General features: G+C 42.7%; 21 protein-coding genes and 2 riboswitches. Of the genes, 1 reads left to right on the top strand and 20 read right to left on the bottom strand.

The features are described 5' to 3' along the window. Nucleotides 1-265 precede the first annotated feature (265 nt). The 18 genes from purD to MHH41_RS03160 form a co-directional block, all read right to left on the bottom strand. Nucleotides 266-1540, bottom strand: coding sequence for a phosphoribosylamine--glycine ligase (purD, locus tag MHH41_RS03245; RefSeq protein WP_340865677.1), 1275 nt, complete (start codon nucleotides 1538-1540; stop codon nucleotides 266-268). A 12-nt stretch (nucleotides 1541-1552) separates the two neighbouring features. Next, on the bottom strand, nucleotides 1553-3091 hold the full coding sequence (purH, locus tag MHH41_RS03240; protein WP_137055446.1) for a bifunctional phosphoribosylaminoimidazolecarboxamide formyltransferase/IMP cyclohydrolase: 1539 nt from the start codon (nucleotides 3089-3091) through the stop codon (nucleotides 1553-1555). A 15-nt stretch (nucleotides 3092-3106) separates the two neighbouring features. After that, a complete protein-coding gene (gene purN, locus MHH41_RS03235) occupies nucleotides 3107-3676 on the bottom strand; it encodes a phosphoribosylglycinamide formyltransferase (RefSeq protein WP_044141522.1) in 570 nt (189 codons plus the stop codon). Next, nucleotides 3673-4713, bottom strand: coding sequence for a phosphoribosylformylglycinamidine cyclo-ligase (gene purM / locus MHH41_RS03230; protein ID WP_034620207.1), 1041 nt, complete (start codon nucleotides 4711-4713; stop codon nucleotides 3673-3675). The genes purN and purM overlap by 4 nt, the downstream gene beginning before the upstream one ends. A 95-nt stretch (nucleotides 4714-4808) precedes the next feature. After that, nucleotides 4809-6239, bottom strand: coding sequence for an amidophosphoribosyltransferase (gene purF / locus MHH41_RS03225; protein ID WP_003213939.1), 1431 nt, complete (start codon nucleotides 6237-6239; stop codon nucleotides 4809-4811). Beyond that, nucleotides 6215-8446: a phosphoribosylformylglycinamidine synthase subunit PurL gene (gene purL, locus MHH41_RS03220; RefSeq protein WP_340865676.1), complete on the bottom strand. Its 2232-nt coding sequence runs from the start codon at nucleotides 8444-8446 to the stop codon at nucleotides 6215-6217. The genes purF and purL overlap by 25 nt, the downstream gene beginning before the upstream one ends. Beyond that, entirely contained in the window at nucleotides 8430-9113 is a 684-nt protein-coding gene (purQ, locus tag MHH41_RS03215) for a phosphoribosylformylglycinamidine synthase subunit PurQ (RefSeq protein WP_044141518.1), read from the bottom strand. The genes purL and purQ overlap by 17 nt, the downstream gene beginning before the upstream one ends. After that, nucleotides 9110-9364 carry a phosphoribosylformylglycinamidine synthase subunit PurS gene (purS, locus tag MHH41_RS03210; protein ID WP_003214349.1) on the bottom strand — a complete coding sequence of 85 codons (255 nt, stop codon included), beginning with the start codon at nucleotides 9362-9364 and terminating at the stop codon, nucleotides 9110-9112. The genes purQ and purS overlap by 4 nt, the downstream gene beginning before the upstream one ends. Then, entirely contained in the window at nucleotides 9357-10079 is a 723-nt protein-coding gene (gene purC / locus MHH41_RS03205; protein WP_113386794.1) for a phosphoribosylaminoimidazolesuccinocarboxamide synthase, read from the bottom strand. Before purC ends, purS begins: the two co-directional genes overlap by 8 nt. A gap of 72 nt (nucleotides 10080-10151) precedes the next feature. Continuing rightward, a complete protein-coding gene (gene purB, locus MHH41_RS03200; protein ID WP_044141516.1) occupies nucleotides 10152-11447 on the bottom strand; it encodes an adenylosuccinate lyase in 1296 nt (431 codons plus the stop codon). Then, nucleotides 11444-12586, bottom strand: a complete 1143-nt coding sequence (gene purK, locus MHH41_RS03195; RefSeq protein ID WP_340865672.1) for a 5-(carboxyamino)imidazole ribonucleotide synthase — start codon at nucleotides 12584-12586, stop codon at nucleotides 11444-11446. The genes purB and purK overlap by 4 nt, the downstream gene beginning before the upstream one ends. Beyond that, nucleotides 12579-13067 carry a 5-(carboxyamino)imidazole ribonucleotide mutase gene (purE, locus tag MHH41_RS03190; RefSeq protein WP_050945777.1) on the bottom strand — a complete coding sequence of 163 codons (489 nt, stop codon included), beginning with the start codon at nucleotides 13065-13067 and terminating at the stop codon, nucleotides 12579-12581. Before purE ends, purK begins: the two co-directional genes overlap by 8 nt. A 169-nt stretch (nucleotides 13068-13236) precedes the next feature. Then, a riboswitch (purine riboswitch) is annotated at nucleotides 13237-13338 on the bottom strand. 79 nt (nucleotides 13339-13417) lie between these two features. After that, nucleotides 13418-13618 carry an NETI motif-containing protein gene (locus MHH41_RS03185; protein ID WP_050945708.1) on the bottom strand — a complete coding sequence of 67 codons (201 nt, stop codon included), beginning with the start codon at nucleotides 13616-13618 and terminating at the stop codon, nucleotides 13418-13420. Continuing rightward, complete coding sequence (locus MHH41_RS03180) at nucleotides 13615-14169, bottom strand: DUF2179 domain-containing protein (protein WP_024424505.1); 555 nt, start codon at nucleotides 14167-14169, stop codon at nucleotides 13615-13617. Before MHH41_RS03180 ends, MHH41_RS03185 begins: the two co-directional genes overlap by 4 nt. A gap of 206 nt (nucleotides 14170-14375) precedes the next feature. Next, the gene (locus tag MHH41_RS03175; protein WP_340865670.1) at nucleotides 14376-15176 is read right to left on the bottom strand and encodes a hypothetical protein; all 801 of its coding nucleotides are present in this window, start codon (nucleotides 15174-15176) and stop codon (nucleotides 14376-14378) included. A 219-nt stretch (nucleotides 15177-15395) separates the two neighbouring features. After that, a complete protein-coding gene (locus tag MHH41_RS03170) occupies nucleotides 15396-16721 on the bottom strand; it encodes an NCS2 family permease (RefSeq protein WP_340865668.1) in 1326 nt (441 codons plus the stop codon). A 144-nt stretch (nucleotides 16722-16865) separates the two neighbouring features. Further along, a riboswitch (purine riboswitch) is annotated at nucleotides 16866-16967 on the bottom strand. A 225-nt stretch (nucleotides 16968-17192) separates the two neighbouring features. Further along, the gene (locus MHH41_RS03165) at nucleotides 17193-17735 is read right to left on the bottom strand and encodes a hypothetical protein (protein WP_111912132.1); all 543 of its coding nucleotides are present in this window, start codon (nucleotides 17733-17735) and stop codon (nucleotides 17193-17195) included. 596 nt (nucleotides 17736-18331) lie between these two features. Then, nucleotides 18332-19228: a LysR family transcriptional regulator gene (locus MHH41_RS03160; RefSeq protein ID WP_226804736.1), complete on the bottom strand. Its 897-nt coding sequence runs from the start codon at nucleotides 19226-19228 to the stop codon at nucleotides 18332-18334. 101 nt (nucleotides 19229-19329) lie between these two features. Between MHH41_RS03160 and MHH41_RS03155 the strand changes: the two genes are divergently transcribed. Next, nucleotides 19330-20517, top strand: coding sequence for an MFS transporter (locus tag MHH41_RS03155; RefSeq protein WP_212046339.1), 1188 nt, complete (start codon nucleotides 19330-19332; stop codon nucleotides 20515-20517). A gap of 18 nt (nucleotides 20518-20535) precedes the next feature. Here the strand turns inward: MHH41_RS03155 and MHH41_RS03150 are convergent, their stop codons facing one another. Both MHH41_RS03150 and MHH41_RS03145 read right to left on the bottom strand, forming a co-directional pair. Beyond that, entirely contained in the window at nucleotides 20536-21963 is a 1428-nt protein-coding gene (locus tag MHH41_RS03150; protein WP_340865666.1) for a DUF4179 domain-containing protein, read from the bottom strand. Next, on the bottom strand, nucleotides 21932-22477 hold the full coding sequence (locus MHH41_RS03145) for a sigma-70 family RNA polymerase sigma factor (protein WP_050945701.1): 546 nt from the start codon (nucleotides 22475-22477) through the stop codon (nucleotides 21932-21934). Before MHH41_RS03145 ends, MHH41_RS03150 begins: the two co-directional genes overlap by 32 nt. Nucleotides 22478-22627: the final 150 nt, after the last annotated feature.

Below are 22627 nucleotides of genomic sequence, written 5' to 3'. Positions count from 1 at the left end.
ATGCCAGAAAAAATTGAAAGTATCATATAACTAATGGCTGAAGCCTTTTTCATTTTATTGTGCTTAATGGCAATCAACATGATGTTATTTATAGTTATGAGAAATAAAATAAGTATGACGATTGCAAAGATAATAAATGCTTTGATTTCCATGTTTCCTCCCGATATCTATTCGTGATCCCATACTACTTCTTCATTTTCAATCGGCATCCCTTCTCATGAACAAAAAACACCTTTCCATCTCATCAGATAGAAAGGTGTTTTGATTAAACGGATTTCCCCGCAGCCTTCAGCGCACGGGCGCCAATGTCACGGCGATAAAATAGACCTGGCTGAATAATTTCTTCAACCGCTTCATACACTCTTGATCTTGCCGCTTCAAATGTCTCGTCAAATGCGGTCACATTTGCTACACGGCCGCCATTTGTGACGAATTGATCGTTTTCTTTTTTTGTTCCTGCGTGGAAGGTCACGACATCAGAGACCGTTGTTTGCAAAGTACCGATCGGTGTGCCTTTTGCATAGTCTTCTGGGTACCCTTCTGATGCAAGGACCACACTGACAGCCGCAGTATCTTTCCACTGCAAGTCTACATCTTTTCCATCAAGAATATCGAGGAAGACTTGAACTAGATCTGATTCAAGACGAGGAAGAACCACCTGCGTTTCAGGATCGCCAAAGCGTGCATTGAACTCAATGACCTTTGAGCCTTCTGGTGTCAGCATTAAGCCAGCATATAAAATGCCTGTAAACGGACGCTCCTCCTGCACCATTGCGCGAGCCGCTGGTTTGACGACATCTTCCACCGCTTTTTGGACGACTTCATCTGAAATTTGTGGAACTGGTGAATAAGCGCCCATCCCGCCGGTATTCGGTCCTTTGTCATCTTCAAATGCCCGTTTGTGATCTTGCGCGATCACCATTGGGTACACCTTTTCTCCATTGACAAAGGCCATCAATGAAAATTCCTCACCTGTTAAAAATTCCTCGATGACGACCGATGCACTTGCATCGCCAAACTTTTCATCCTCTAAAAAATCGTGCAGACAGTTGATCGCCTCTTCAAGTGTCATCGCAACTGTCACGCCTTTTCCTGCTGCGAGACCATCTGCTTTAATGACAATCGGCGCACCCTTTTCTTCCACATATGCCTTCGCTTCTTCAAACGATGTAAAAGTGGCATAAGCGGCGGTCGGGATCTCATAATTTTTCATTAAGTCTTTTGCAAATTCCTTTGAGCCTTCAATGACTGCGGCTTTTGCATTTGGTCCAAATACCTTTAGACCTGCCTCTTCAAATGCATCGACGACACCTGCAATTAAAGGAACCTCTGGACCGACAATCGTTAAGCCGATTTCATTGTCTTTTGCAAAACGAATTAATGCCTCATGATCACCTTCGTCGATCGGTACAAGCTTCGCAGCGTCTGCCATTCCATCATTGCCAGGTGCGACAAATACTTGGCTGACAAGTTCACTTTGGTTCACTTTCCATGCGATGGTATGCTCTCTTCCGCCTCTGCCGATAATTAATACGTTCACACTGTCATCCCCTTAATGTTTGAAATGTCTAACGCCAGTGAAGACCATGGCGATGCCGTATTCATCTGCTTTTTGGATTGATTCTTCATCACGAATGGAACCACCTGGCTGGATGATTGCTGTGACGCCTGCCTTTGCAGCAGCTTCCACTGTATCGCCCATCGGGAAGAATGCATCAGAGCCTAGTGCGCTTCCTTTCGCTTTTTCGCCTGCTTGCTCAATCGCAATGTTTGCTGAGCCCACGCGGTTCATCTGACCAGCGCCGATGCCTGCTGTCATTTGATCTTTTGCAAGGACAATCGCATTTGATTTCACATGCTTGACGACTTTCCAAGCAAGCTTTAAGTCTTTCCATTCGTCTTCTGTTGGTTCTCTTTTCGTTGGAATAGAAATCGTTGCTTCATCTAAGCCATACGTATCAATATCCTGCACAAGCAGTCCGCCATGGACACTTGTCAGCTGCTTTTCTTTTTTCTCAAGATCTGCTTCTACATCTAATGTTAATAGACGAAGGTTCTTTTTCGCTGTTAACACGTCAAGTGCTTCTTGGCTAAACGATGGAGCGATGACGATTTCTAAGAAAATCGTATGCAGTACCTCAGCCGTTTGCTTGTCTACTTCACGGTTCAGCGCCACAATGCCGCCAAAAATAGAGGTTTCATCTGCTTTGAAGGCACGATCAAACGCTTCTGCAATCGTTTCTCCTGTACCAACGCCGCATGGGTTCATATGTTTTACAGCCACAGCCGCTGGCTCCGTAAATTCACGTACGATTTGAAGAGCTGCATCTGCATCTTTAATATTGTTGTAGGAAAGCTCTTTTCCATGTAACTGTGTAGCTGTTGCCAAAGAGCCTTTGCTTGGAAGAGCATTTTCATAGAAAGTCGCCGCTTGGTGCGGGTTTTCTCCATAGCGAAGGGATTGTTTTTTCTCAAACGTGACGGTGAACTGCTCTGGCTCTGTTTCGCCAACAAAGTTCGTTAAATAATCTGCAATGAGGGCATCGTAAGCAGCTGTATGACGGAATACCTTCGCCGCAAGCTCACGTTTTTTCTCAAGTGACACGCCGCCTTCTTTGATTTGCTGAACGACTGTATCATAGTCACGAGGATCGACAATCACTGTGACGTCTTGGTGGTTTTTCGATGCCGCACGAAGCATTCCCGGTCCGCCAATATCAATGTTTTCAATTGCTTCTTCATACGTTACATCGTCTTTTGAGATCGTCTCTTTGAAAGGATAGAGATTCACGACAACAAGATCAATCGGCTGAATGCCATGCTTTTCAATCTGTGCCATATGCTCATCATTTTCTCTCACTGCCAATAATCCACCATGAATGTTCGGGTGAAGCGTTTTGAGTCGTCCGTCCATGATTTCAGGGAATCCAGTGACTTCAGAAATCCCAATGACATCAATGCCATTCTCTTGAAGAAGCTTATGAGTACCTCCAGTTGAAATGACTTCAACACCAAGTTCTGTTAATTCTTTCACAAAAGGTACAAGATTCGTTTTATCAGAAACACTGATTAATGCGCGTTTGATCGTCATGCCTTCGTCACCTCATTAAGATAATTCTAAAAGTGATTTGATCACTTTTGGATATAGTGTGTGTTCTAGTTCATGCATTCTTTTTTCAATTGATTCAAGCTCTTCGCCTTGTTCAATATAGATCGCGGCTTGGTCAATAATCGGACCTGTATCCATCCCTTCATCAACAAAATGGACGGTGATGCCTGCCACTTTGACGCCTGCTTGATACGCCTGTCCGATGGCATCAAGACCAGGGAAAGCTGGCAGCAAGGATGGGTGGATATTCACGATTTTCCCTTTGTATGCTTCAAGTAATGTCGGACCGATCAGTCTCATGTACCCAGCAAGGAAAACCCATTCTACTTCATGAAGCCTCAGTTGTTCAATGATTGTTTGTTCAAAAGCGGCTTTATTCGGAAAAGCCTTCGGGGTAAAAGCAAAGGAGGGAATGCCCTCTTTCTCAGCACGCTCCAGTACCTTTGCACCCGGTTTATCACAAATCACAATGGCGGCCTCTGCCTGCCACTTTTCTTCTTTTAACGTATCTATAATGGCTTGAAAGTTCGTCCCGCTTCCAGAGGCGAAGATCGCAAACTTCTTCATGAGAGGCTTCCACCGCCGAATGTGACACCTTCTCCTTTTTGAACACGTCCGATGAGAAATGCTTTCTCTCCATCCTGTTCAAGTCCGCTAATCACATCCACAAGATCGTCCTCTTTGACAGCTAGGACAAAGCCAATGCCCATATTAAACACGTTGAACATCTCTTCTGCCTTCAACTGACCCTTTTCTTGAATAAAGGAGAAAATAGGGGGAACTGGCCATGAGCCGTTATCTACCTCAACACCAAGACCTTCAGGCAGCATACGTGGTAAATTCTCAATAAAACCGCCGCCTGTCACATGTGCCATGCCGTCAACCTTGCCGGCTTTCACTTGTTTGAGTACGGGCTTCACATAAATTTTTGTCGGTTCAAGAAGCTCTTCTCCGAGCGGTCTTGTAAAAGGTTCATACGTTTGATGCAGGTCAAGACCAGCGTCTTCCAGCAAGACTTTACGAACGAGAGAGTATCCATTGCTATGAATTCCGCTTGAGCTGAGTCCAATAAGCAAATGCCCTTCCTTGATGCCCTCTCCCGTCACGATTTCATCCTTTTCAACGACACCTACTGAAAAACCAGCAATATCATATTCCTCTTCTGTGTAAAGACCTGGCATTTCAGCTGTCTCACCGCCGACAAGCGCTGAACCAGACTGCTCACATCCGTCAGCCACACCTTTGACAATGGATTCAATTTTTACCGGATCTGCTTTTCCAACGGCTAAGTAATCTAAGAAAAAGAGCGGTTCTGCCCCTTGTGCAAGCACATCGTTGACACACATGGCCACGGCATCGACGCCGATCGTATCGTGTTTATCCATTAAAAAGGCAAGCTTTAATTTCGTTCCGACACCATCTGTTCCTGAAACAAGAACGGGCTTTTTGTATGGCAGCTCAGATAGATCAAACATACCGCCAAATCCACCTAGAGCGCCCATGACACCTGCTCGTTTTGTACGTTCTACGTGTGTTTTCATTCGTTTGACGGCTTCGTACCCTGCTTCGATGTCGACACCGGCGTTTTTATATGCTTCTGACATCCCATTCACTCCTTTTAGCTGCTGCTTTCCATGTATTTTCGGCAGAATGAAAGAGCAGCATATCAACTCATCTTGACTGCTGCTCCTTTATTCGATTATTTCGTCAAGACCGTTTCCTTCACATGCGGAAGAACCGTATCTTCATATATTTCAGTCGGGTATTTCCCAGTAAAGCATGCTAAACACTGACCGCGCTGCGGATCATCATACTTCCTGCCAATCCCGTCCATTAAACCGTCTACAGATAAAAATGCAATGGTGTCCGCACCGATTTCCTGTCTAATTTCTTCCACTGAATGAGATGAAGCAATCAGCTCTTCGTGTGTGGATGTATCAATTCCATAAAAACAAGGGTGTGCGATTGGCGGTGAACTAATGCGTACATGGACTTCCGTCGCACCCGCTTCTCTTAGCATCGTGACAATTCTGCGGCTCGTTGTCCCGCGTACGATGGAATCATCCACCATCACAACACGCTTTCCTTCGACTACCCCGCGCACAGCAGACAGCTTCATCCGTACGCCCTGCTCACGCAATGCTTGAGACGGCTGGATAAACGTCCGGCCAACATAACGGTTTTTAATCAAACCGAGCTCATACGGAATACCTGTTGCTTCGGCATATCCAATCGCTGCAGAAATACTGGAATCTGGTACACCTGTCACAACATCTGCTTCGACATGCGCTTCCTCAGCAAGCTTTTTGCCAAGACTCTTTCTCGCACTATGCACATTGATGCCGTTGATATTGCTGTCAGGTCTTGAGAAATAAATGTATTCCATGCTGCACATGCTGCGGTTAATATTCATCGAGAAGCGCTCAGATTTTAAGCCTTCATCATTAATGATCAGCATTTCGCCAGGCTCCACATCACGTAAATACGTGGCACCGACGACATCAAATGCACATGTTTCAGAAGCGACAACATAAGCATCCCCAAGCATACCAAGTGAAAGCGGGCGTAAGCCGTTTGGATCAAGCGCCACGATCATTTCTGTTTCCGTCATGATTAAGAAAGCATAGGCTCCCTTAAGCATGGACAGCGCATTTTTGATCTGTTCCTTCAATTCCATATGTCCGCTGCGCTTAATTAAATGTGCCAGCACTTCGGTATCAGAAGAGGTCTGGAAAATGCTCCCTTGGTTCTCTAGCTGCTGCTTTAACTGCGTTGCATTCACTAAGTTTCCATTATGAGCAAGGGCAAGACTGCCATTGTTTTGCGAACGGAAGAAGAGGGGCTGCACATTTTCAAAGCCGCCTCCGCCTGCTGTCGCATATCGAACGTGTCCGATCGCACCTTTTCCTTTCAAATCCTTTAGCTCACCGTTTTGAAAGACTTCCGTAATCAGTCCAAGGCCTTTGTGTGATGTGAGGTTCTCACCATCTGTTGCAATGATTCCCGCACCTTCTTGTCCTCGGTGCTGAAGGCTATGCAATCCGTAATATGTGATTTGCGGGGCTTCTTCGTGTCCCCAAACCCCAAAGACACCACACTCTTCATTTAAGCCTCTGATTTCAGCAAGCATGGGATCGCTCCTTTCCATGCACGTTCAAGCTCGTTGACCGCTGCATAAATCCATTGTTGTCCTTCTTGATTTTTGACAGTAAACACACCATCATTTGTAACCGTTCCGACTTCTTTCGCATCTTTGACAGCCGCAGCAAACGCTTCGCGGTGCTCCAGTTTAACTGTGACGACAAAACGTGACTGTGTTTCACTGAATAATGAAGCTTCGCTGTTTAAATCGATTTGGATATCTGCACCAAGCCCGTCAGTTCCAAATGTACTTTCAGCAAGTGCTACACCAAGTCCGCCTTCAGACACATCGTGTGCTGATTGAACGAGACCGTTTTGAATCGCGGCTAGCAGGGCTTCTTGACGCGAAAGCTCTACGTTCAAATCAATTTCCGGTGCTTTTCCGTAAATACGACCTTCTGTCATCTTTTGAAGCTCACTGCCTGCAAATTCTTCCTTCGTCTCACCAATGACGAAAATGACATCGCCAGCCTGCTGGAACGATTGAGTCGTAATATGAGCAGTATCTTCGACCAAACCAACCATCCCAATGACTGGTGTTGGGTAAATCGCTGTTCCATTTGATTCGTTATATAAAGAGACGTTCCCACCGATAACTGGTGTGCTTAGCGTGCGGCATGCTTCGCTAATCCCGTCAGCAGACTTTTCAATTTGCCAGAAAATTTCTGGTTTCTCCGGGTTACCGAAGTTCAGGTTATCTGTCACTGCAAGTGGACGAGCGCCTGAGCAGACAATGTTACGTGCTGCTTCTGCGACGGCGATTTTCCCGCCGACCTCTGGATCAAGGTAGAGATAACGTGCGTTACAATCTGTTGTCATCGCTAGAGCTTTTTTCGTTCCACGGATTCTTAAAACGCCTGCATCAGAGCCAGGTGCAACGACGGTATTTGTCCGAACCATGTAGTCATACTGATCATAGACCCATTCTTTACTTGCAATCGTTGGCTGCTGAAGGAGCTGCTTTAATGTCTCTGCTGCATCTGTGATCGCTGGAGCTTCCACTTTCGTTTCTAAAAACTCACGATAGTATGCAGGCTCACTTGACGGCTTGTGATAAACCGGTGCTTCTTCTGCAAGAGCGTCAACAGGAAGCTCACATACCACTTCACCTTGATGGAGTAAACGAAGCATTTTATCGTCTGTCACATGACCGACTGATACTGCTTCAAGATCGTATTTTTCGAAAATATCAATGATTTCTTGCTCACGGCCTTTTTCAATGACCAGAAGCATTCTCTCTTGTGATTCAGACAGCATCATTTCGTATGCGGACATGCCTGTTTCACGCTGCGGAATGAGGTCTAGATTCATCTCAATACCAGAACCTGCTTTACTTGCCATTTCCGCACTTGAGCTTGTTAAGCCAGCCGCTCCCATATCTTGAATCCCAACGAGCGCATCGTTTTTGATGACTTCAAGGCACGCTTCAAGCAGCAGTTTTTCCATGAATGGATCACCGACTTGAACCGCTGAACGTTTTTCTTCTGATTCATCAGAAAATTCTTCAGACGCAAATGTTGCACCGTGAATACCGTCACGTCCGGTTTTAGCACCAACATACATTACCGTGTTGCCGACTCCTTTTGCCTGCCCTTTTTTGATGTCCTCATGGTTGATTAATCCGACACACATCGCATTCACGAGCGGATTGCCTTCATAGCTTTGATCAAAATGAACTTCTCCGCCGACTGTAGGAATTCCGATACAGTTTCCATAGCCTGCGATCCCTGCCACTACTTCTTCAAACAAGTACTTCACGCGCGGTGAAGTCAGTTCACCAAAACGAAGAGAGTTTAGTACAGCAATTGGACGCGCACCCATGGAGAATACATCACGGATAATTCCGCCGACACCAGTAGCTGCTCCTTGATACGGTTCAATCGCAGATGGATGGTTATGTGATTCGATTTTAAATACAACCGCTTGGTTGTCTCCAATATCAACGATTCCAGCGCCTTCCCCAGGACCTTGAAGAACATGCTCTCCTTTTGTCGGGAATTTGCTTAAAACAGGCTTTGAGTTTTTATAACTGCAATGCTCTGACCACATGACAGAAAAAATGCCTATTTCTGTGTAGTTTGGCAGCCTGCCAATAATGGATTCGATTAAAGCGAATTCTTCATCACTCAATCCCATTTGCTGATACAATTTCTCTTCTTTAATTTGCTTGTGACTTGGTTCAAGCAGTAGTGACATGAGTGTCCCTCCAATTTTTCACGATAGATTGAAACAATTTAAGTCCGTCTGCGCTGCCTAGTAATGTATCCACCGCGCGCTCAGGGTGCGGCATCATGCCGAGTACATTGCCCTCTTCATTCGTTATACCTGCAATTCGATTGACACTGCCGTTAATATCGTCTCCGTAAGTGAAAGCGATTTGGTTATTTTCAATCAGCTTCGCTAAAGTGTCTTCATCACAGTAGAAGTTGCCTTCACCGTGCGCTACAGGAACCGAAATGGATTCGCCTTTTTGATAGCCGCTTGTAAATTGCGTTTCGTTGTTCTCTACAATGAGTTCAACTGGACGACAGATAAATTTTAAGTCTTTATTTCGTCTCATCGCACCTGGAAGAATGCCAAGCTCCTGAAGGATTTGGAACCCATTACAAACACCAAGAACAGGTTTTCCTTCCGCAGCTGCTTTTTTCACCGCCGGCATGATGTTTGAAAAGCGAGCAATCGCACCGCATCTTAAGTAATCCCCATAAGAGAAACCGCCTGGTACGAGTACACCGTCAAATCGGTCTAGACTCGTTTCGTCGTGCCATACATATTCAACTTGTTCACCTAACTCATCTTGAATCGCATGGTACATATCGATATCACAGTTAGAGCCAGGCAAGACGATCACTGCAAACTTCACTGTGCGACAACCTCCTCCACCTCATAGCGGTAATCTTCAATCACCGTGTTGGCCAGTAATTTTTCACACATTTCTTTGACGACTGTGTCTAAATCACGATCTGATTTTTCAATGACTAGCTCCATGTATTTCCCGATACGGACATCCTTTACTTCCTGATAAGACATGCTGTGCAAGGCGTGCTGCACGGCACTTCCTTGTGGATCAAGAACGCTCTCTTTTAAGCTGACAAAAATTTTCACTTTATACATGTTTATGGCCTCCAAGTCTTTTGAAAATTTCTTCGTATGCATTTGTTAAGCCGCCCAGGTTTCGTCTGAACACGTCTTTATCAAGCTTTTCGTTTGTATCTTTGTCCCAAAGCCTGCACGTATCAGGTGAAATCTCATCAGCTAGCAAAATACGATTCTCGTGATCTATTCCGAATTCAAGCTTGAAATCAATTAAATTCACATGGCAGTCTGAGAAGATTTGCTTTAACTCTTCATTTACTTGTCTTGTGATCTGCTTCATTTCCTCGACCTGCTCTGGTGTCGCTGCATCTAAAATGCGAATATGATCTTCTGTAATGAGCGGATCGCCGAGTGCATCATCTTTGTAGTAAAACTCGATCAATGGTGTATCCAGTTTTGTTCCCTCTGGAATGCCAAGGCGCTTTGACATACTGCCTGCCACCACATTTCGTACAACGACTTCAAGCGGCACAATCTGCACCTTTTGAATGAGCTGCTTTGTTTCAGAAAGTCGTTTCACAAAGTGATTGTTGATCCCTTTCTCATGTAGCATTTGAAAGATTAAGCTTGAAATTTCGTTGTTCAGTCTGCCCTTGCCTTCGATTTCAGCTTTCTTTTCGCCGTTAAATGCTGTTGCTGAGTCTTTATATTCGACATATAAAATTTGCTCGTCATCGGTCTGATAGATTTTTTTCGCTTTGCCTTCGTAGAGAAGTTCTTGTTTCACAGTCATTCAGGTTGGCCTCCTAATTTGAATGTTGGCAATTTTCAGGATTGGGCACCTGACAAGCAGGTGGCCCTTTTCTTACGCAAGACCTAGACGTTCGAAAATCATATCGACATTTTTCAAGTGATAGTTGTAATCGAAGCAGTCAGCGATTTGTTCAGGTGTTAAGCGTGATGTGATTTTTTCTTCCGCTTCTACTAATGAACGGAAATGCACTTGCTTTTCCCACGCTTCCATTGCCTTCGGCTGAACCGTATCATATGCCTCTTCACGTGCCATGCCTGTATCGATTAATGCAAGAAGAACGCGCTGTGAGTAAATCAAGCCAAGTGTGCGGTCCATGTTGCGTTTCATGTTCTCAGGGAAGACCGTCAAGTTTTTCACAATGTTTGAGAAGCGGTTTAGCATATAGTTCAGTGCAATCGTTGCGTCTGGTAAAATGATGCGCTCAGCAGACGAATGAGAAATATCACGCTCATGCCAAAGTGGTACATTCTCATAAGCTGTCAGCATATATCCACGGATGACGCGGGCAATTCCCGTCATATTTTCAGAGCCGATTGGGTTGCGTTTATGCGGCATTGCTGATGATCCTTTTTGTCCTTTTGCAAAGAACTCTTCTACTTCACGTGTTTCACTCTTTTGAAGTCCACGAATTTCAACAGCAAATTTCTCAATGCTTGTTGCGACGAGTGCAAGAGTTGCCATGTAATCTGCATGACGATCACGCTGCAAGGTTTGGGTTGAGATTGGTGCAGCTTTGATGCCAAGCTTCTCACATACATATTGCTCAACAAACGGGTCGATGTTCGCATATGTGCCAACAGCCCCAGAAATTTTACCAAATTCGATACCGGCTTTTGCTTGTTTAAAACGTTCTAGGTTACGCTTCATTTCTTCGTACCAAAGACCAAGCTTCAGGCCAAATGTTGTCGGTTCAGCGTGTACACCGTGTGTACGGCCCATCATGACGGTATATTTGTGCTCTTTTGCTTTTTCTTTTAGGATGTCAACAAATCTCTCAATGTCCTTGAGCAAGATATCGTTCGCCTGCTTTAATAGATATGAAAGTGCCGTATCCACTACGTCTGTAGAGGTTAACCCGTAATGAACCCACTTTCTTTCTTCTCCTAGAGATTCAGATACAGCACGCGTAAAGGCAACCACGTCATGGCGCGTGTCTTGTTCAATCTCTAGAATACGATCAATATCAAAGCTTGCATTCTTGCGCATAGTCACAACGTCTTCTTTTGGAATAACGCCGAGCTCTGCCCAAGCTTCACAAGCGAGAATTTCTACTTCAAGCCATGCATTAAATTTGTTTTCCTCTGTCCAGATTGCTGACATTTCTGGTCGTGCGTAACGTTCGATCATTTCCCGTTTCCTCCATCTCTTTCAGTCCATATCTTTGTGATGTTTGTCATCCATTCATCATCAAGCTGTTTCATAAAAGTCATATGACCCATTTTGCGGCCGGTTTTTACTTCATGCTTTCCATATAGATAAAGCTTCGCTTCTTTGAGAAGCTCAGGATGCTCTTTTGGGATGTCTACTTCATCGCCTAATAAGTTCACCATCATGCCCTCTGATAAAAGGGCTGTACCGCCAAGCGGCAAACCGCATATCGCGCGAATATGCTGTTCAAACTGACTCGTCTCACATAAATCGAGCGTATAATGACCAGAATTATGCGGGCGAGGCGCCAGTTCATTGACGAGTAGCTCTCCTTCGTTTGTCAGGAACAGTTCTACAGCAAGTGTACCAACTAGCGCTAGCTTTTCAGCCAGTGTCGCTGCCAGCACTTTTGCCTTCTCCTGAATGCTTTCACCTACTCTTGCAGGCACAATACTCTGGAACAAAATGTTGTGCTTATGAATGTTCTCAGCGACTGGAAATACCGCAATCTCCCCGTGAATAGAACGAGTGACGATCACCGAGAGCTCCATTTGAAATGGGACCCAGCTTTCTAAAATACATGCTCCATGTGTGAGCAATTCAGCTGCTTCGTGAAGCTGTCCCTTTTCCTTGATCACATACTGCCCTTTTCCGTCGTAGCCGCCTCTGCATGTTTTCAGCACGGCTGGCAAACCAAGTACGGTTACTGCGTCTTCCAGCTCTTTTTCATCATGAATGATGCGGTAAGGTGCGACTTCACAGCCTGCATCTACAATCCCTTTTTTCTCCGTTTCACGATTTTGAGTTAAAAGAAGAAGTTCACTTCCTTGCGGTAAATTGGCTTCTTCCTTCAATTGATTAAGTGCATCATAATCAATATTTTCAAATTCATATGTCACGACATCGCTGATTTCTGCCAGCTGTCGAATCCCATCGAGGTCACTATAAGCAGCTGTGATTTCTGTATCAGCAACCTGTCCACAAGGAGATTGTGCGACTGGGTCTAAGACAGCTGCCCGGTATCCCATTTGCTTTGCGCTGACGGCCATATATCTGCCAAGCTGTCCTCCACCGATAATACCGATGGTTGCGTTTGGAAAAATGGTCTGCTTAGCCAAGCTGATCACTGCTTTCTAGTACAGTCTGTTTTGTTTGCTCTCTTCTTTCCTCAAGGCGAGCAGCGATTGTTTCATCAAATGCTGAAATCATTTGTGCAGCTAGAAGCCCTGCATTTGTTGCACCGGCTTTGCCAATCGCCACTGTCGCAACTGGTACACCGCCTGGCATTTGAACGATGGATAATAAGGAATCCAGTCCATTTAGTGCTTTTGATTGTACGGGCACACCAATGACCGGCAGTGTCGTTTTCGCTGCGACCATCCCCGGTAAATGTGCTGCGCCTCCAGCACCGGCAATGATGACTTTTAGTCCTTTACCTCTTGCTTCTGTCGCATATTCAAACATCAAGTCAGGTGTCCGGTGTGCGGATACGACCTGTTTTTCATACGGAATGTCTAATTCTTCTAAGATATCGCACGCATTCTTCATTGTTTCCCAATCAGATGTACTTCCCATGATGACACCTACAAGCGGCTTCATTTTGTCCCCACCTTTAAGCTGATATTCGATTTTGTATCGTTTGACACGCTTCCCAAACCTAAGCAGCTTGTCAAACGCCGAACAAAAAGGCCCGATTTGCATTGCATTGTTAGGAAGCAACACAAACCGGGCCATGGTAAGCGCTGTTCGCTTTTGAAACGCCATGTCAGTTTTGTTCACTATCCTGCATAGTCCAGTCATTTACGGTAACTGGGTAGAAACTTATGGGCCATATTCCCAAGATTATATGAGGTTCGTGTTTTGAATTCATGTTTATCTTAACAACGGATGTTCATGATGTCAACGGATTTATCGAACAATCTATGAAGTCGTCGTTTTAATGTTCGGATTTAGACTGTTTTTCCTTCAAATACGATTTTTTTCCCAATCGGAATGATCTGAATCGACCCATTTTCCTTCTTTTCCTGAAAAATGGGCTCCTCCATTCGTCGGACAGGCGCGTAGCCTTCCGCTGCCATCTGGGACAACACTTGATCGATCGTCATGTCGTCTTCCACATAGAATTTCTTCTTCTTTGGTTTTGCGGTCATTCTTTAATTCTCCTTTTCTTCACAGCCTTCACCCAGAAGCCGCCGTGAATCGATTTGGGCTCATATGAAATGATAAATGCCTTTGAATCCAGCGTTTTAATCGTTTCATATAATTGCAGTTCATATTTTCTCGGTGTTAAAATTTGCAATGCTGTCCGGTCTCCTTCAAGACCGCCTGCTACCCAGCTGGTGACACCATATCCTTTTTCTCTCAATTGCCTTGGGAGATCGACATCTAATTCTTTTGTGATCACGTTAACAGTTGTGTAGCCAAGTGCCAGCTTCTCTTCAATTTTCATCCCGACAATGATCCCCATCCCATAACCTAACGCATACGCAATGACATTTTGGATTTGATCTAAGTTATCAAGTACGATACTTAATCCAATCACATAAATCAGCATTTCAATCGTACCAGCAAAAGCTGCTGCGTACCGTCTGCCTTTCATTGTTAAAATCAAACGCATGGTGGAAAATGAAACATAGACAATATTAATCACTAAAATGATCAAAACCATGGTGAACGCATTGGATAAAAGTTGTTGAAGCACGATTCGAACCCCCTGCACTAAAAAATCAAATAAAGCACCCCATATTCTACTAGAGAACATACCTTGATACAATCAAATTTGCGCGAGAAAAACACATATATCTTTCGACAAGAAAGGTGGTCTTTGTTACCAAGAGTTTACCCGTTTTTTCCTCGTCTCAACATGAAAACCTCCTTTTTCATAAAAGGAGGTTTTCAGTGTGTGTATTATCCAAATCGAACAGGCACAAGTGAAGGAATCAAATACTCTCCGACAATGCCCCAGAGCAGTGCAATGATGACAAGCTCCACCAATAAAAAGATCCAGCTGGCATACATCAAATCACCGCGCATCGCTTCATGCTCCGATTGAACCGAGCGAAACAGTACGACCGCAATCAACTGGAGACCAAAAAACATCATCACAGATAAAATGACCGTCACATATGGAATATTCAGCATGGCAAATACAAGCCAAAGGATGGATAAAACCAAAACCGGTACAAGTGCGGCACCAAACTTCATGATCACTTCTTTCAGTGATATGTTTCCTTTTAGCATGTACTTACCGAGTAACCAGACGGTCAGCATCATCAATGTGAGCAGAATGAGTGTAAAGACCGCTACCCTCAAAAAGGCGTCACCAAAAGAGTAATGAATGCCAAAGCCTAATAAACGAGTCTTTGACGCCTTTAATTGAACATAGTTGCCTAAAGCAAAAAACACGCTGAATAACACAATCGAGATCCAGGCATACTTCATCCGTAATGTTTCCGCTTGATTGATGGCCCGGCTCGGTGATTTTAACATCGCAAGTCCATATGAGCCATAGCGCTTAAACGCGCCTCCTACACCTTGCAGCATACGCTGAATGGCAGAACGCTCATCATCCGCTGCTGCTTTTACTTTCGACGTTCTTCCACGTTTTGCAGCGCTTCTGCTAAGGCGGGATTGCCTCGTTTCTTGATCTATTGATGGCTCTTCATTTTTTAAGTCTGATTTACTTTGCTCTTCATCTTTTTCTAACATCTCATATCAACTCCTATCCAGCACAATCCTTACAGGCTCATACGAATGACCTGTAAGGATGACTCCTCTTAAAGTAGCGGAGTCTCTCTGTTCAGTCAAGATTCCTTGACGTTCATACGAATAGACGGCTAAAGGGCATCAGAGGTTTTAAAATGGCAAGAAAATTAGGGCAAAACAAAAAAACAGCAGCTTCCATGAGCTGCTGTTTCAGGCGAACCATTAATGATTTAAGAAAGCAAAGTAGAGAATAAAGATCACAAACAAACCGTACATAATCGGATGTACTTCTTTGGCTTTCCCTTTAAAGATCATCGTAATCGGGTAGAAAATAAAGCCAACCGCAATCCCTGTTGCAATACTGTATGTGAGTGGCATCATAATCATCGTTAAGAATGCTGGTACGGCAATTTCAAAACGATCCCATGCAATCTTCGCAAGTGGAGCGACCATCAGTGCACCAACAATAATTAAAGCAGGTGCTGTCACATTCGGTGTAACGATGGATAAAAGCGGCGAGAAGAACATCGCAAGCAAGAAGAAAATACCTGTCACGACAGCTGCAAAGCCTGAACGCGCACCAGCAGCAACACCTGAGCTAGATTCAACATAAGATGTTGTCGTCGATGTTCCAAGGACAGAACCTACAACGATTGAAGATGAATCCGCTAGAAGTGCTCTTCCTGCACGCGGCAGCTCATTATTTTTCATTAAACCAGCTTGGGTTGCAACAGCCACAAGCGTTCCTGCTGTATCAAAGAACCCAACGAATAAGAACGTTAAAATCACGGCAAGCATTTGAATCGAGAAAATGTCTGGCAAGTGAATCAAGGCTTGTCCAAAGGTTGGAGATAAGCTTGGAATACTTCCCACAATTTGCGTCGGAACTGGTATAAGACCAACAATCATTCCTGCAATAGCTGTCACAAGCATCCCAATGAAGACACCTGCATTCACTCGAAGAACCATTAAAATGACAGTCACCACGATACCAAACACCGTTAATAAGACAGGACCACTATGAATGTTCCCAATGGAAACGAGCGTATTATCATTATTAGCGATAATGCCAGATCCTTGCAGACCGACAAATGTAATGAATAGACCAATACCTGCACCAACCGCAAGCTTTAGCTCAGCCGGAATGGCATTGATGATTTTTTCACGGAAACCTGTTAAAGAAAGGGCAACGAAAATCAATCCTGAAACAAATACACCAGAAAGTGCTGCTTCCCATGTGATGCCCATGCCAAGAACAACCGAGAAGGCGAAAAAGGCATTCAAGCCCATACCTGGAGCAATCGCAATCGGATACCTGGCAATCAGCCCCATCAGAATACACCCTGCGGCAGAGGCTAACGCCGTCGCAGTAAAGACAGCGCCCTGATCAATTCGTAATTTATCTGGAAAATCCGGTACCGACACTAAAGCAAGTGTGATCGGATTGACAAACAAAATGTAAGCCATCGACAAAAATGTGGTTAAACCACCGATGATTTCTCTGCGGTAATTCGTTCCTAACTCATCAAATTGAAAAAACTGTTTCAAGCCAACTGACTCCCTTCATGTCCTTTTGCTTTAGTCTGCCCCATTCACAAGTCAAATAAAAAACGCCCCAACAGTTTTGGGACGCTTGACTACATATGTGAATTCAGACGGTGACATAAAACAAGAACAATGCATGATTTATATCAAACGAGTGTGAATTGACGTAGTCAAGCTATTTACGGTAGCTTGGTAGAAACTTGCGGGCCATATCCCCGCTATTATACGACTTCTATCTATTTGATTTCTGTGTCTATTGTACCAACTTCATTTTTAAAACACAATACGAAAAGCGAACATTTTTCAAAGAAATGTCCGCTTCATTCGTATTATTACACGAATTTGGAAAATCACATCTAGTTCTTGTTACTTCTTATCTAAATATTCGAAATTGCTAAGAAACATAGAAAGCATGAAAATATAAACTTTCTAACAGGAAAAAAATCAAGCTATACTATTTCAAAATTTAGCGCATCACTTTTTAATTAATTCAATACGGTACAATTTATCTTCATTAAAGAAAAATTCTAGGAGAAGCTGTTCATCTTTATCTTGATACTGAATACCTGTTTCATACCCTTCTACAAACCAAAGATTTTTGTATTCTTTCCCATACGCCTTTACTACATCTTGAAACGTATCGTTAACCTTAATACCTTTTGATGTCTTAATATTTCCATTTTGTGATTCATTAATAATAGAGATAATTTGTTGCTTATTATTAGATGTTACTAAAAAATCTTCATTTCCTTTTTTGGAATATACCACTTCATTTTCAAACGAAAACTGATCATTTTTTTCGAGTTCATTGTTATCTATCTCTTCACCAATTTTAAAACTGCCTAAAGATTCATTTTCAAGTGAAACTGAATGGAAATTCACAAAAATTAATATAGAAAAAACAATTATTATTATTAAAAAAGGAATACCTATTATAATGATTAATTTCAAATCTATAATCTTCTTTAAAAGCAAAAAAATTAAAAAAAACATTGATAATATTAATAATACACCCATAATTAGCGTAACTCCCAAAATTCTAATACCCCCCCTTCTTTACTTACTAGGTGAGAACCATCCTGTATGTTTATGATAGAGCCTTGAATGCTTAGCAATGTTAGGAGAACATTTGCCGGCTGTACTTTTATTTTTAGTTGAGCAGTAACGGTTATTGGTATAATCTTTTAAACATTTAAAACTTCTAGCTAATGCTACATCACAATCACTTTGAAAAAAATTAATACCTGGTTGTACAAGGAATTCGTTAATTACGACTTTCAATGATTCTAAAATACTAACCTCTGATATTCACATCAACCATTTTGAAAAATTAGCTAATATTAGGAATTTCATCGTATTACCACATTAGTTGAATTCGGGCCGTTATTTATTTTCTCAAAGTTTATTGGGATGTTACGACTTGAATTCTTTCAATCATTAGGCTGCTGGAAACAGTTCGTTGAACAATATTTCCTTCATCTTTTTGATTCCTTTGTCTATTGTACCAAATACCAACTTCATTTTTAAAACACAATACGAAAAGCGAACATTTTTCAAAGAAATGTCCGCTTCATTCGTCTTATACACGAATTTGGAAAATCACATCTAGTTCTTTATACACCCTTCTCCAAATCCTTCTCTTTTGCAAAAACTGCCTCGGCTACATGAAAAAACTCTTTCACTGCCGGAGAAGCTTGGGAGAGAGACGGACAGGCGAGCGCAACCTCACGATGATGAGAGACATTCAACTGTCGAATGTGCACAAGCTGCTGCGTTTTTAAAAACAGCTCAGGTCCTATCGTGACACCAAGCCCTTCCCCAACCATACGAGCAATGGTCGTACAATCGTGTACTTCAAATAAAGTAGCTGGCTTCAATTGAGCGTCAGAAAAAATATCCTCTACATGTGATTGATACATGCCAGTCGGCATAATAAATGGTTCATCCGCCAAATCTGTGATGTCTACAATGGACTGCTGGTGAAATCGATGATTCGGATGATAGGCGACCACCATCTCATCTTTGATCAGCGGAAGCAAGTCAAAGGCTTCATCTGCATGACCTTTCACAACAAATCCAACATCAATGATGCCAGAATCTAGCCACTCCAATATTTCTTCATACGTTCCCTCATAAAATTTAAATTCGATTTTCGGATGCTTTTTCTGATAGCTCACAAGCAGTTTAGGCAATAAACAAGCAGATGCACTGGCAAATGTGCCGATACGAATCAAGCCCGTTTCGATATTTTTCGTTAACGCAATTTCCTGCTGGATCTTCTCCACTCTATTTAACACTTCTCTAATATGCGGGAGAAGCGTTTGACCGATATCTGTCAGCATGATGCCCTTTTTTCGATCACGAATGAATAAAGACACACCCCACTCCGTTTCTAAACTCGCCACCGCATGACTCACTGCGGACTGCGTCATATTTAACGCTTCAGCTGCTGCGGTAAAACTGCCAAGCTCGACCACTTTTGCGATGATATCAAAGCGAACAAAGCTCATGAGTATTCACTCATCTCCTTCATGAAAAACATCAATTTTACTTATGTTAGCACGGAATTTAAACTAAAAACAACGTATCAAATTGAAGGAAGGGTTCAAAAATGAAAAACACATCACATCAGCTATTGATTATTCTTTTAGCTGTCGGTTCATTCGTCACAGGCACGTCAGAATTCGTCGTGTCAGGCATTCTAGATATGATTTCTGTTGATTTAAATATCTCTATTCCTGCTGCCGGGCAGCTTATCACCATTTACTCTCTCTTTTATGCAGTAGGTGCTCTCTTTTTAGTGATGGCAACATCGAAATTGAACCGAAAAAAGGTTCTGTTATCGGCTATTTTTGTGTTTATTTTAGGCAATGTGGTCGCCTTTTTTAGCCATCACTTTGTGCTGCTCCTGCTATCCCGAGTCATCATGGCGATGAGTGGCGGCTTATATATTGTCGTCGCCACAAATTATGCAGCGCAGATCGCCCCTCCAGAAAAAAAGGGGAGCGCGATGGCAACGGTCATTACTGGTTTTACCGTTTCACTCGTACTTGGTGTCCCTATTGGCACATTTTTATCAGGGCATGTGGATTGGCACTATATTTTTCTCATCATTGCGCTAGGTACTGCTTGTCTTTTATTACTGCTTTATCAATTACTGCCACGCATGGAGGGACATTCACATCTGCCATTGAAGCAGCAATTACATCTCCTTCAAGATAGCAGAGTGATCAGCGGCTTAGCCACAACCGTCTTTTGGATTTTAGGCTACACAATGGTATTCGCTTATATCTCACCTTTATTACGACAGACCGCTGGCTTCTCTCTTGAAATGACAAGTATCGCCTTACTCATTTTAGGAATCGCTGCTTTTATAGGCTCACGATTTGGCGGCTTTGCCGTTGATCAATGGGGACCAAACCGAACCATCTCGATCAGCATCATGATCCAGATGCTCGCTCTCTTTGCTTTATTCTTTACGCAATTCTCTACAATAAGTATCTTGATTACGCTTGCCATATGGGGCATCGCTACATGGACGACAACTCCAGCGAAGCAGTTTTACCTCATCTCTCTAAAACCCCAAGCATCAGAAACCGTGCTGAGTTTTAATACAGCGATTATGAATATCGGCATGATGCTCGGATCGTCAATGGGCGGTGTGATTATACAATATACAAATGTCACGAACTTAAGCTGGATTGGCGGTTTAGCCAGTTTTGTGGCATTCCTGTTGATTCGGTACTCGTTCCATCGTAATCGGCTGGTCCAAAAGCAGGCAAAAAGCGAACATGTATAACCATGTTCGCTCTTTTATTTATTGACTAGCTTTTGATGTTTCTTTTTTGACTGGAATGGTTACAGGTATATCTCTCTGTGGTGCCAATCGGTTCAGATCTGACATATTAAGATCAAGTCCATAATCTTTAAATGCTAATGTGTCTAACTTCTTATCAAATTCAAAAGTGGATTGCAAAGAGGCTGTCTTTACATTGGTCACCTTTGCATCGTTCCTCTCTAAGTAATATCCGTTTTCATCATTTGCTTCAGAATCTGACCATGATTTTAGCTTTTTAACGTCACCTAACCCTATCCATTCACCTACATTCTCCATAATATCTTCATCTAATTCTTTCTGGTCTACTCCAGTAAATTGATAATCAACTGTTACAGAATGCCCCTTTTGCTCTATTTTATTGATTTTGATTCCAATTCCATGATGCTTTGTTTTGAACTGAACAGGCAGCTTTGTCTGGAGAGGAATGATTTTGCTTTCTTCTTGTTCGTCTGTCACACCTGTGTAAAATGTTAATTCAGTTGCCTCTGGATCAATCGGCTGATCTAAAATGGTCAAATGATTTTTTCTAGTTTTGTCAGGAGTCAGTTGTTTTTCTCCTAAGACTGTTCCAATTTCGAACTGATAATCATTCCCTAGATTATCCTTCATTCTTTCTATACTAACTATATCGTCTTTAGCAAAACCATTGTAATCAATGGTATATTGAATAACAGAGCTTTTCACTCCATTTTCTACCTGTACATTTCTTAAGTGATAACGCCCATTAAAAATAGACACGTCTTTTTGTCCCGCTAATAAAGTGGTTTTTTGCTTGACCACTGGTACTTTGAAGCGCCAATTCCCTACAATATCCCCAATTTTCGAAATGACAAGTGGCACTTGTTGACCTTGTTTGATCGTTTGACCATTTGTATAGACTGTCACTTGCCCAACATAACGGCCATCTTTTAATTTTTTCAATTCATGATTGTAGGAACTCGATTGGGAAGCTTGATTTACTGGATCTAAGTCGACTATGAAAGGGACAACATCTTTCTTTGTATTCAAACGATTCACAGTAAATGTATAAACAAGCCGCCCTGCATCATAATACACACTGTTCACTTCCACATTAACCCCTCTTGATTCAGCTCCCTCATTGACATGCTTCACCATCTCACTCTGAAAAAGAGACATTCCTACTTTATCGTGAAACATCATATAAAACTGCCCAATAATCGGGACACGTGCCATCGCTGTATTAAGAGAAGGAAAAAGGAAGCCTGATGACAAATAAAGAACGATTAGTATGATGACAGAATATATTGGCGTTCTCCAATTCCATGTGAACCAACGTCTTTTCTTTTCCGCTTTCACATCTCCTATTGCTTGGCGAATTGCAGAGGTTACTTCAACCTTTGGTACTTCAATCTCATCATAAAGCTTTTTCATTTCTTTTCGTTCCATCGACACTCTCCTCCTTTTCCAATGTTTGCTTTAATAACTTTCTTGCGCGATACAAATGAGTTTTAACCGTTCCTTCAGGCATATCCATCTGCTGAGAGATCATTGAAATCGAATAATCTTGAAAATAAAATAGCTGAATCACAATCTGGTATTGCTCATCTAACACATCAAGAGCATGTTTTAAATCTAGCTTGTCTTCCAAAAAATCATTCCGCTCAACGCTTTCGTGCTGCTGTTCAAACGGCACAACATCTTGCTGCCTTTTCTTCATCGCAAAAATCGTATTGACCAAAATCCGAGTCAGCCAGCTAGAAAAATAAGCTGGTTCTTTCAAGCCAGATAGATGCTTAAACGCTTTAAATACTGTCTCCTGAACAGCATCTAACGAATCCTCTTTATTTCTTGTGTAGAGAAAAGCCGTTTTATATAAACGCTCCTGATACATCAGCATTAATTTCTCAAATGCCGGGACATTCCCTTTTTGTGCTTTTTTAATTAGACGCACATGCTTCATCTCACTCACACCTCCTACACCTGTTAGAGCACGCTTTCTCTCAAACGGTTTCAACAAACGGAAATTTCTTTTACTTAGCATATGTCGGATAAAAATTGAGAAAGTGAAGAATAGAGTCGAAAGAACAAGTTGGATATTTGATATAATGGA

This window comes from Bacillus sp. FSL K6-1145, assembly GCF_038003425.1.
GTDB lineage: Bacteria > Bacillota > Bacilli > Bacillales > Bacillaceae > Bacillus > Bacillus pumilus.
This window is presented reverse-complemented; position numbering and strand designations above follow the sequence as displayed.

What these genes read in the sequence shown, in the direction of transcription:
- MHH41_RS03165 (WP_111912132.1), bottom strand. Translation starts at nt 17,735, where the DNA reads ATGGGTGTATTATTAATATTATCAATGTTTTTTTTAATTTTTTTGCTT.
- MHH41_RS03175 (WP_340865670.1), bottom strand. Translation starts at nt 15,176, where the DNA reads ATGTTAGAAAAAGATGAAGAGCAAAGTAAATCAGACTTAAAAAATGAA.
- purF (WP_003213939.1), bottom strand. Translation starts at nt 6,239, where the DNA reads ATGCTTGCTGAAATCAGAGGCTTAAATGAAGAGTGTGGTGTCTTTGGG.
- purC (WP_113386794.1), bottom strand. Translation starts at nt 10,079, where the DNA reads ATGACTGTGAAACAAGAACTTCTCTACGAAGGCAAAGCGAAAAAAATC.
- MHH41_RS03160 (WP_226804736.1), bottom strand. Translation starts at nt 19,228, where the DNA reads ATGAGCTTTGTTCGCTTTGATATCATCGCAAAAGTGGTCGAGCTTGGC.
- purS (WP_003214349.1), bottom strand. Translation starts at nt 9,364, where the DNA reads ATGTATAAAGTGAAAATTTTTGTCAGCTTAAAAGAGAGCGTTCTTGAT.
- MHH41_RS03145 (WP_050945701.1), bottom strand. Translation starts at nt 22,477, where the DNA reads ATGAAGCATGTGCGTCTAATTAAAAAAGCACAAAAAGGGAATGTCCCG.
- purE (WP_050945777.1), bottom strand. Translation starts at nt 13,067, where the DNA reads ATGAAGCCGCTTGTAGGTGTCATCATGGGAAGTACATCTGATTGGGAA.
- purM (WP_034620207.1), bottom strand. Translation starts at nt 4,713, where the DNA reads ATGTCAGAAGCATATAAAAACGCCGGTGTCGACATCGAAGCAGGGTAC.
- purH (WP_137055446.1), bottom strand. Translation starts at nt 3,091, where the DNA reads ATGACGATCAAACGCGCATTAATCAGTGTTTCTGATAAAACGAATCTT.
- purB (WP_044141516.1), bottom strand. Translation starts at nt 11,447, where the DNA reads ATGATCGAACGTTACGCACGACCAGAAATGTCAGCAATCTGGACAGAG.
- MHH41_RS03185 (WP_050945708.1), bottom strand. Translation starts at nt 13,618, where the DNA reads ATGACCGCAAAACCAAAGAAGAAGAAATTCTATGTGGAAGACGACATG.
- MHH41_RS03150 (WP_340865666.1), bottom strand. Translation starts at nt 21,963, where the DNA reads ATGGAACGAAAAGAAATGAAAAAGCTTTATGATGAGATTGAAGTACCA.
- purL (WP_340865676.1), bottom strand. Translation starts at nt 8,446, where the DNA reads ATGTCACTACTGCTTGAACCAAGTCACAAGCAAATTAAAGAAGAGAAA.
- purN (WP_044141522.1), bottom strand. Translation starts at nt 3,676, where the DNA reads ATGAAGAAGTTTGCGATCTTCGCCTCTGGAAGCGGGACGAACTTTCAA.
- MHH41_RS03155 (WP_212046339.1), top strand. Translation starts at nt 19,330, where the DNA reads ATGAAAAACACATCACATCAGCTATTGATTATTCTTTTAGCTGTCGGT.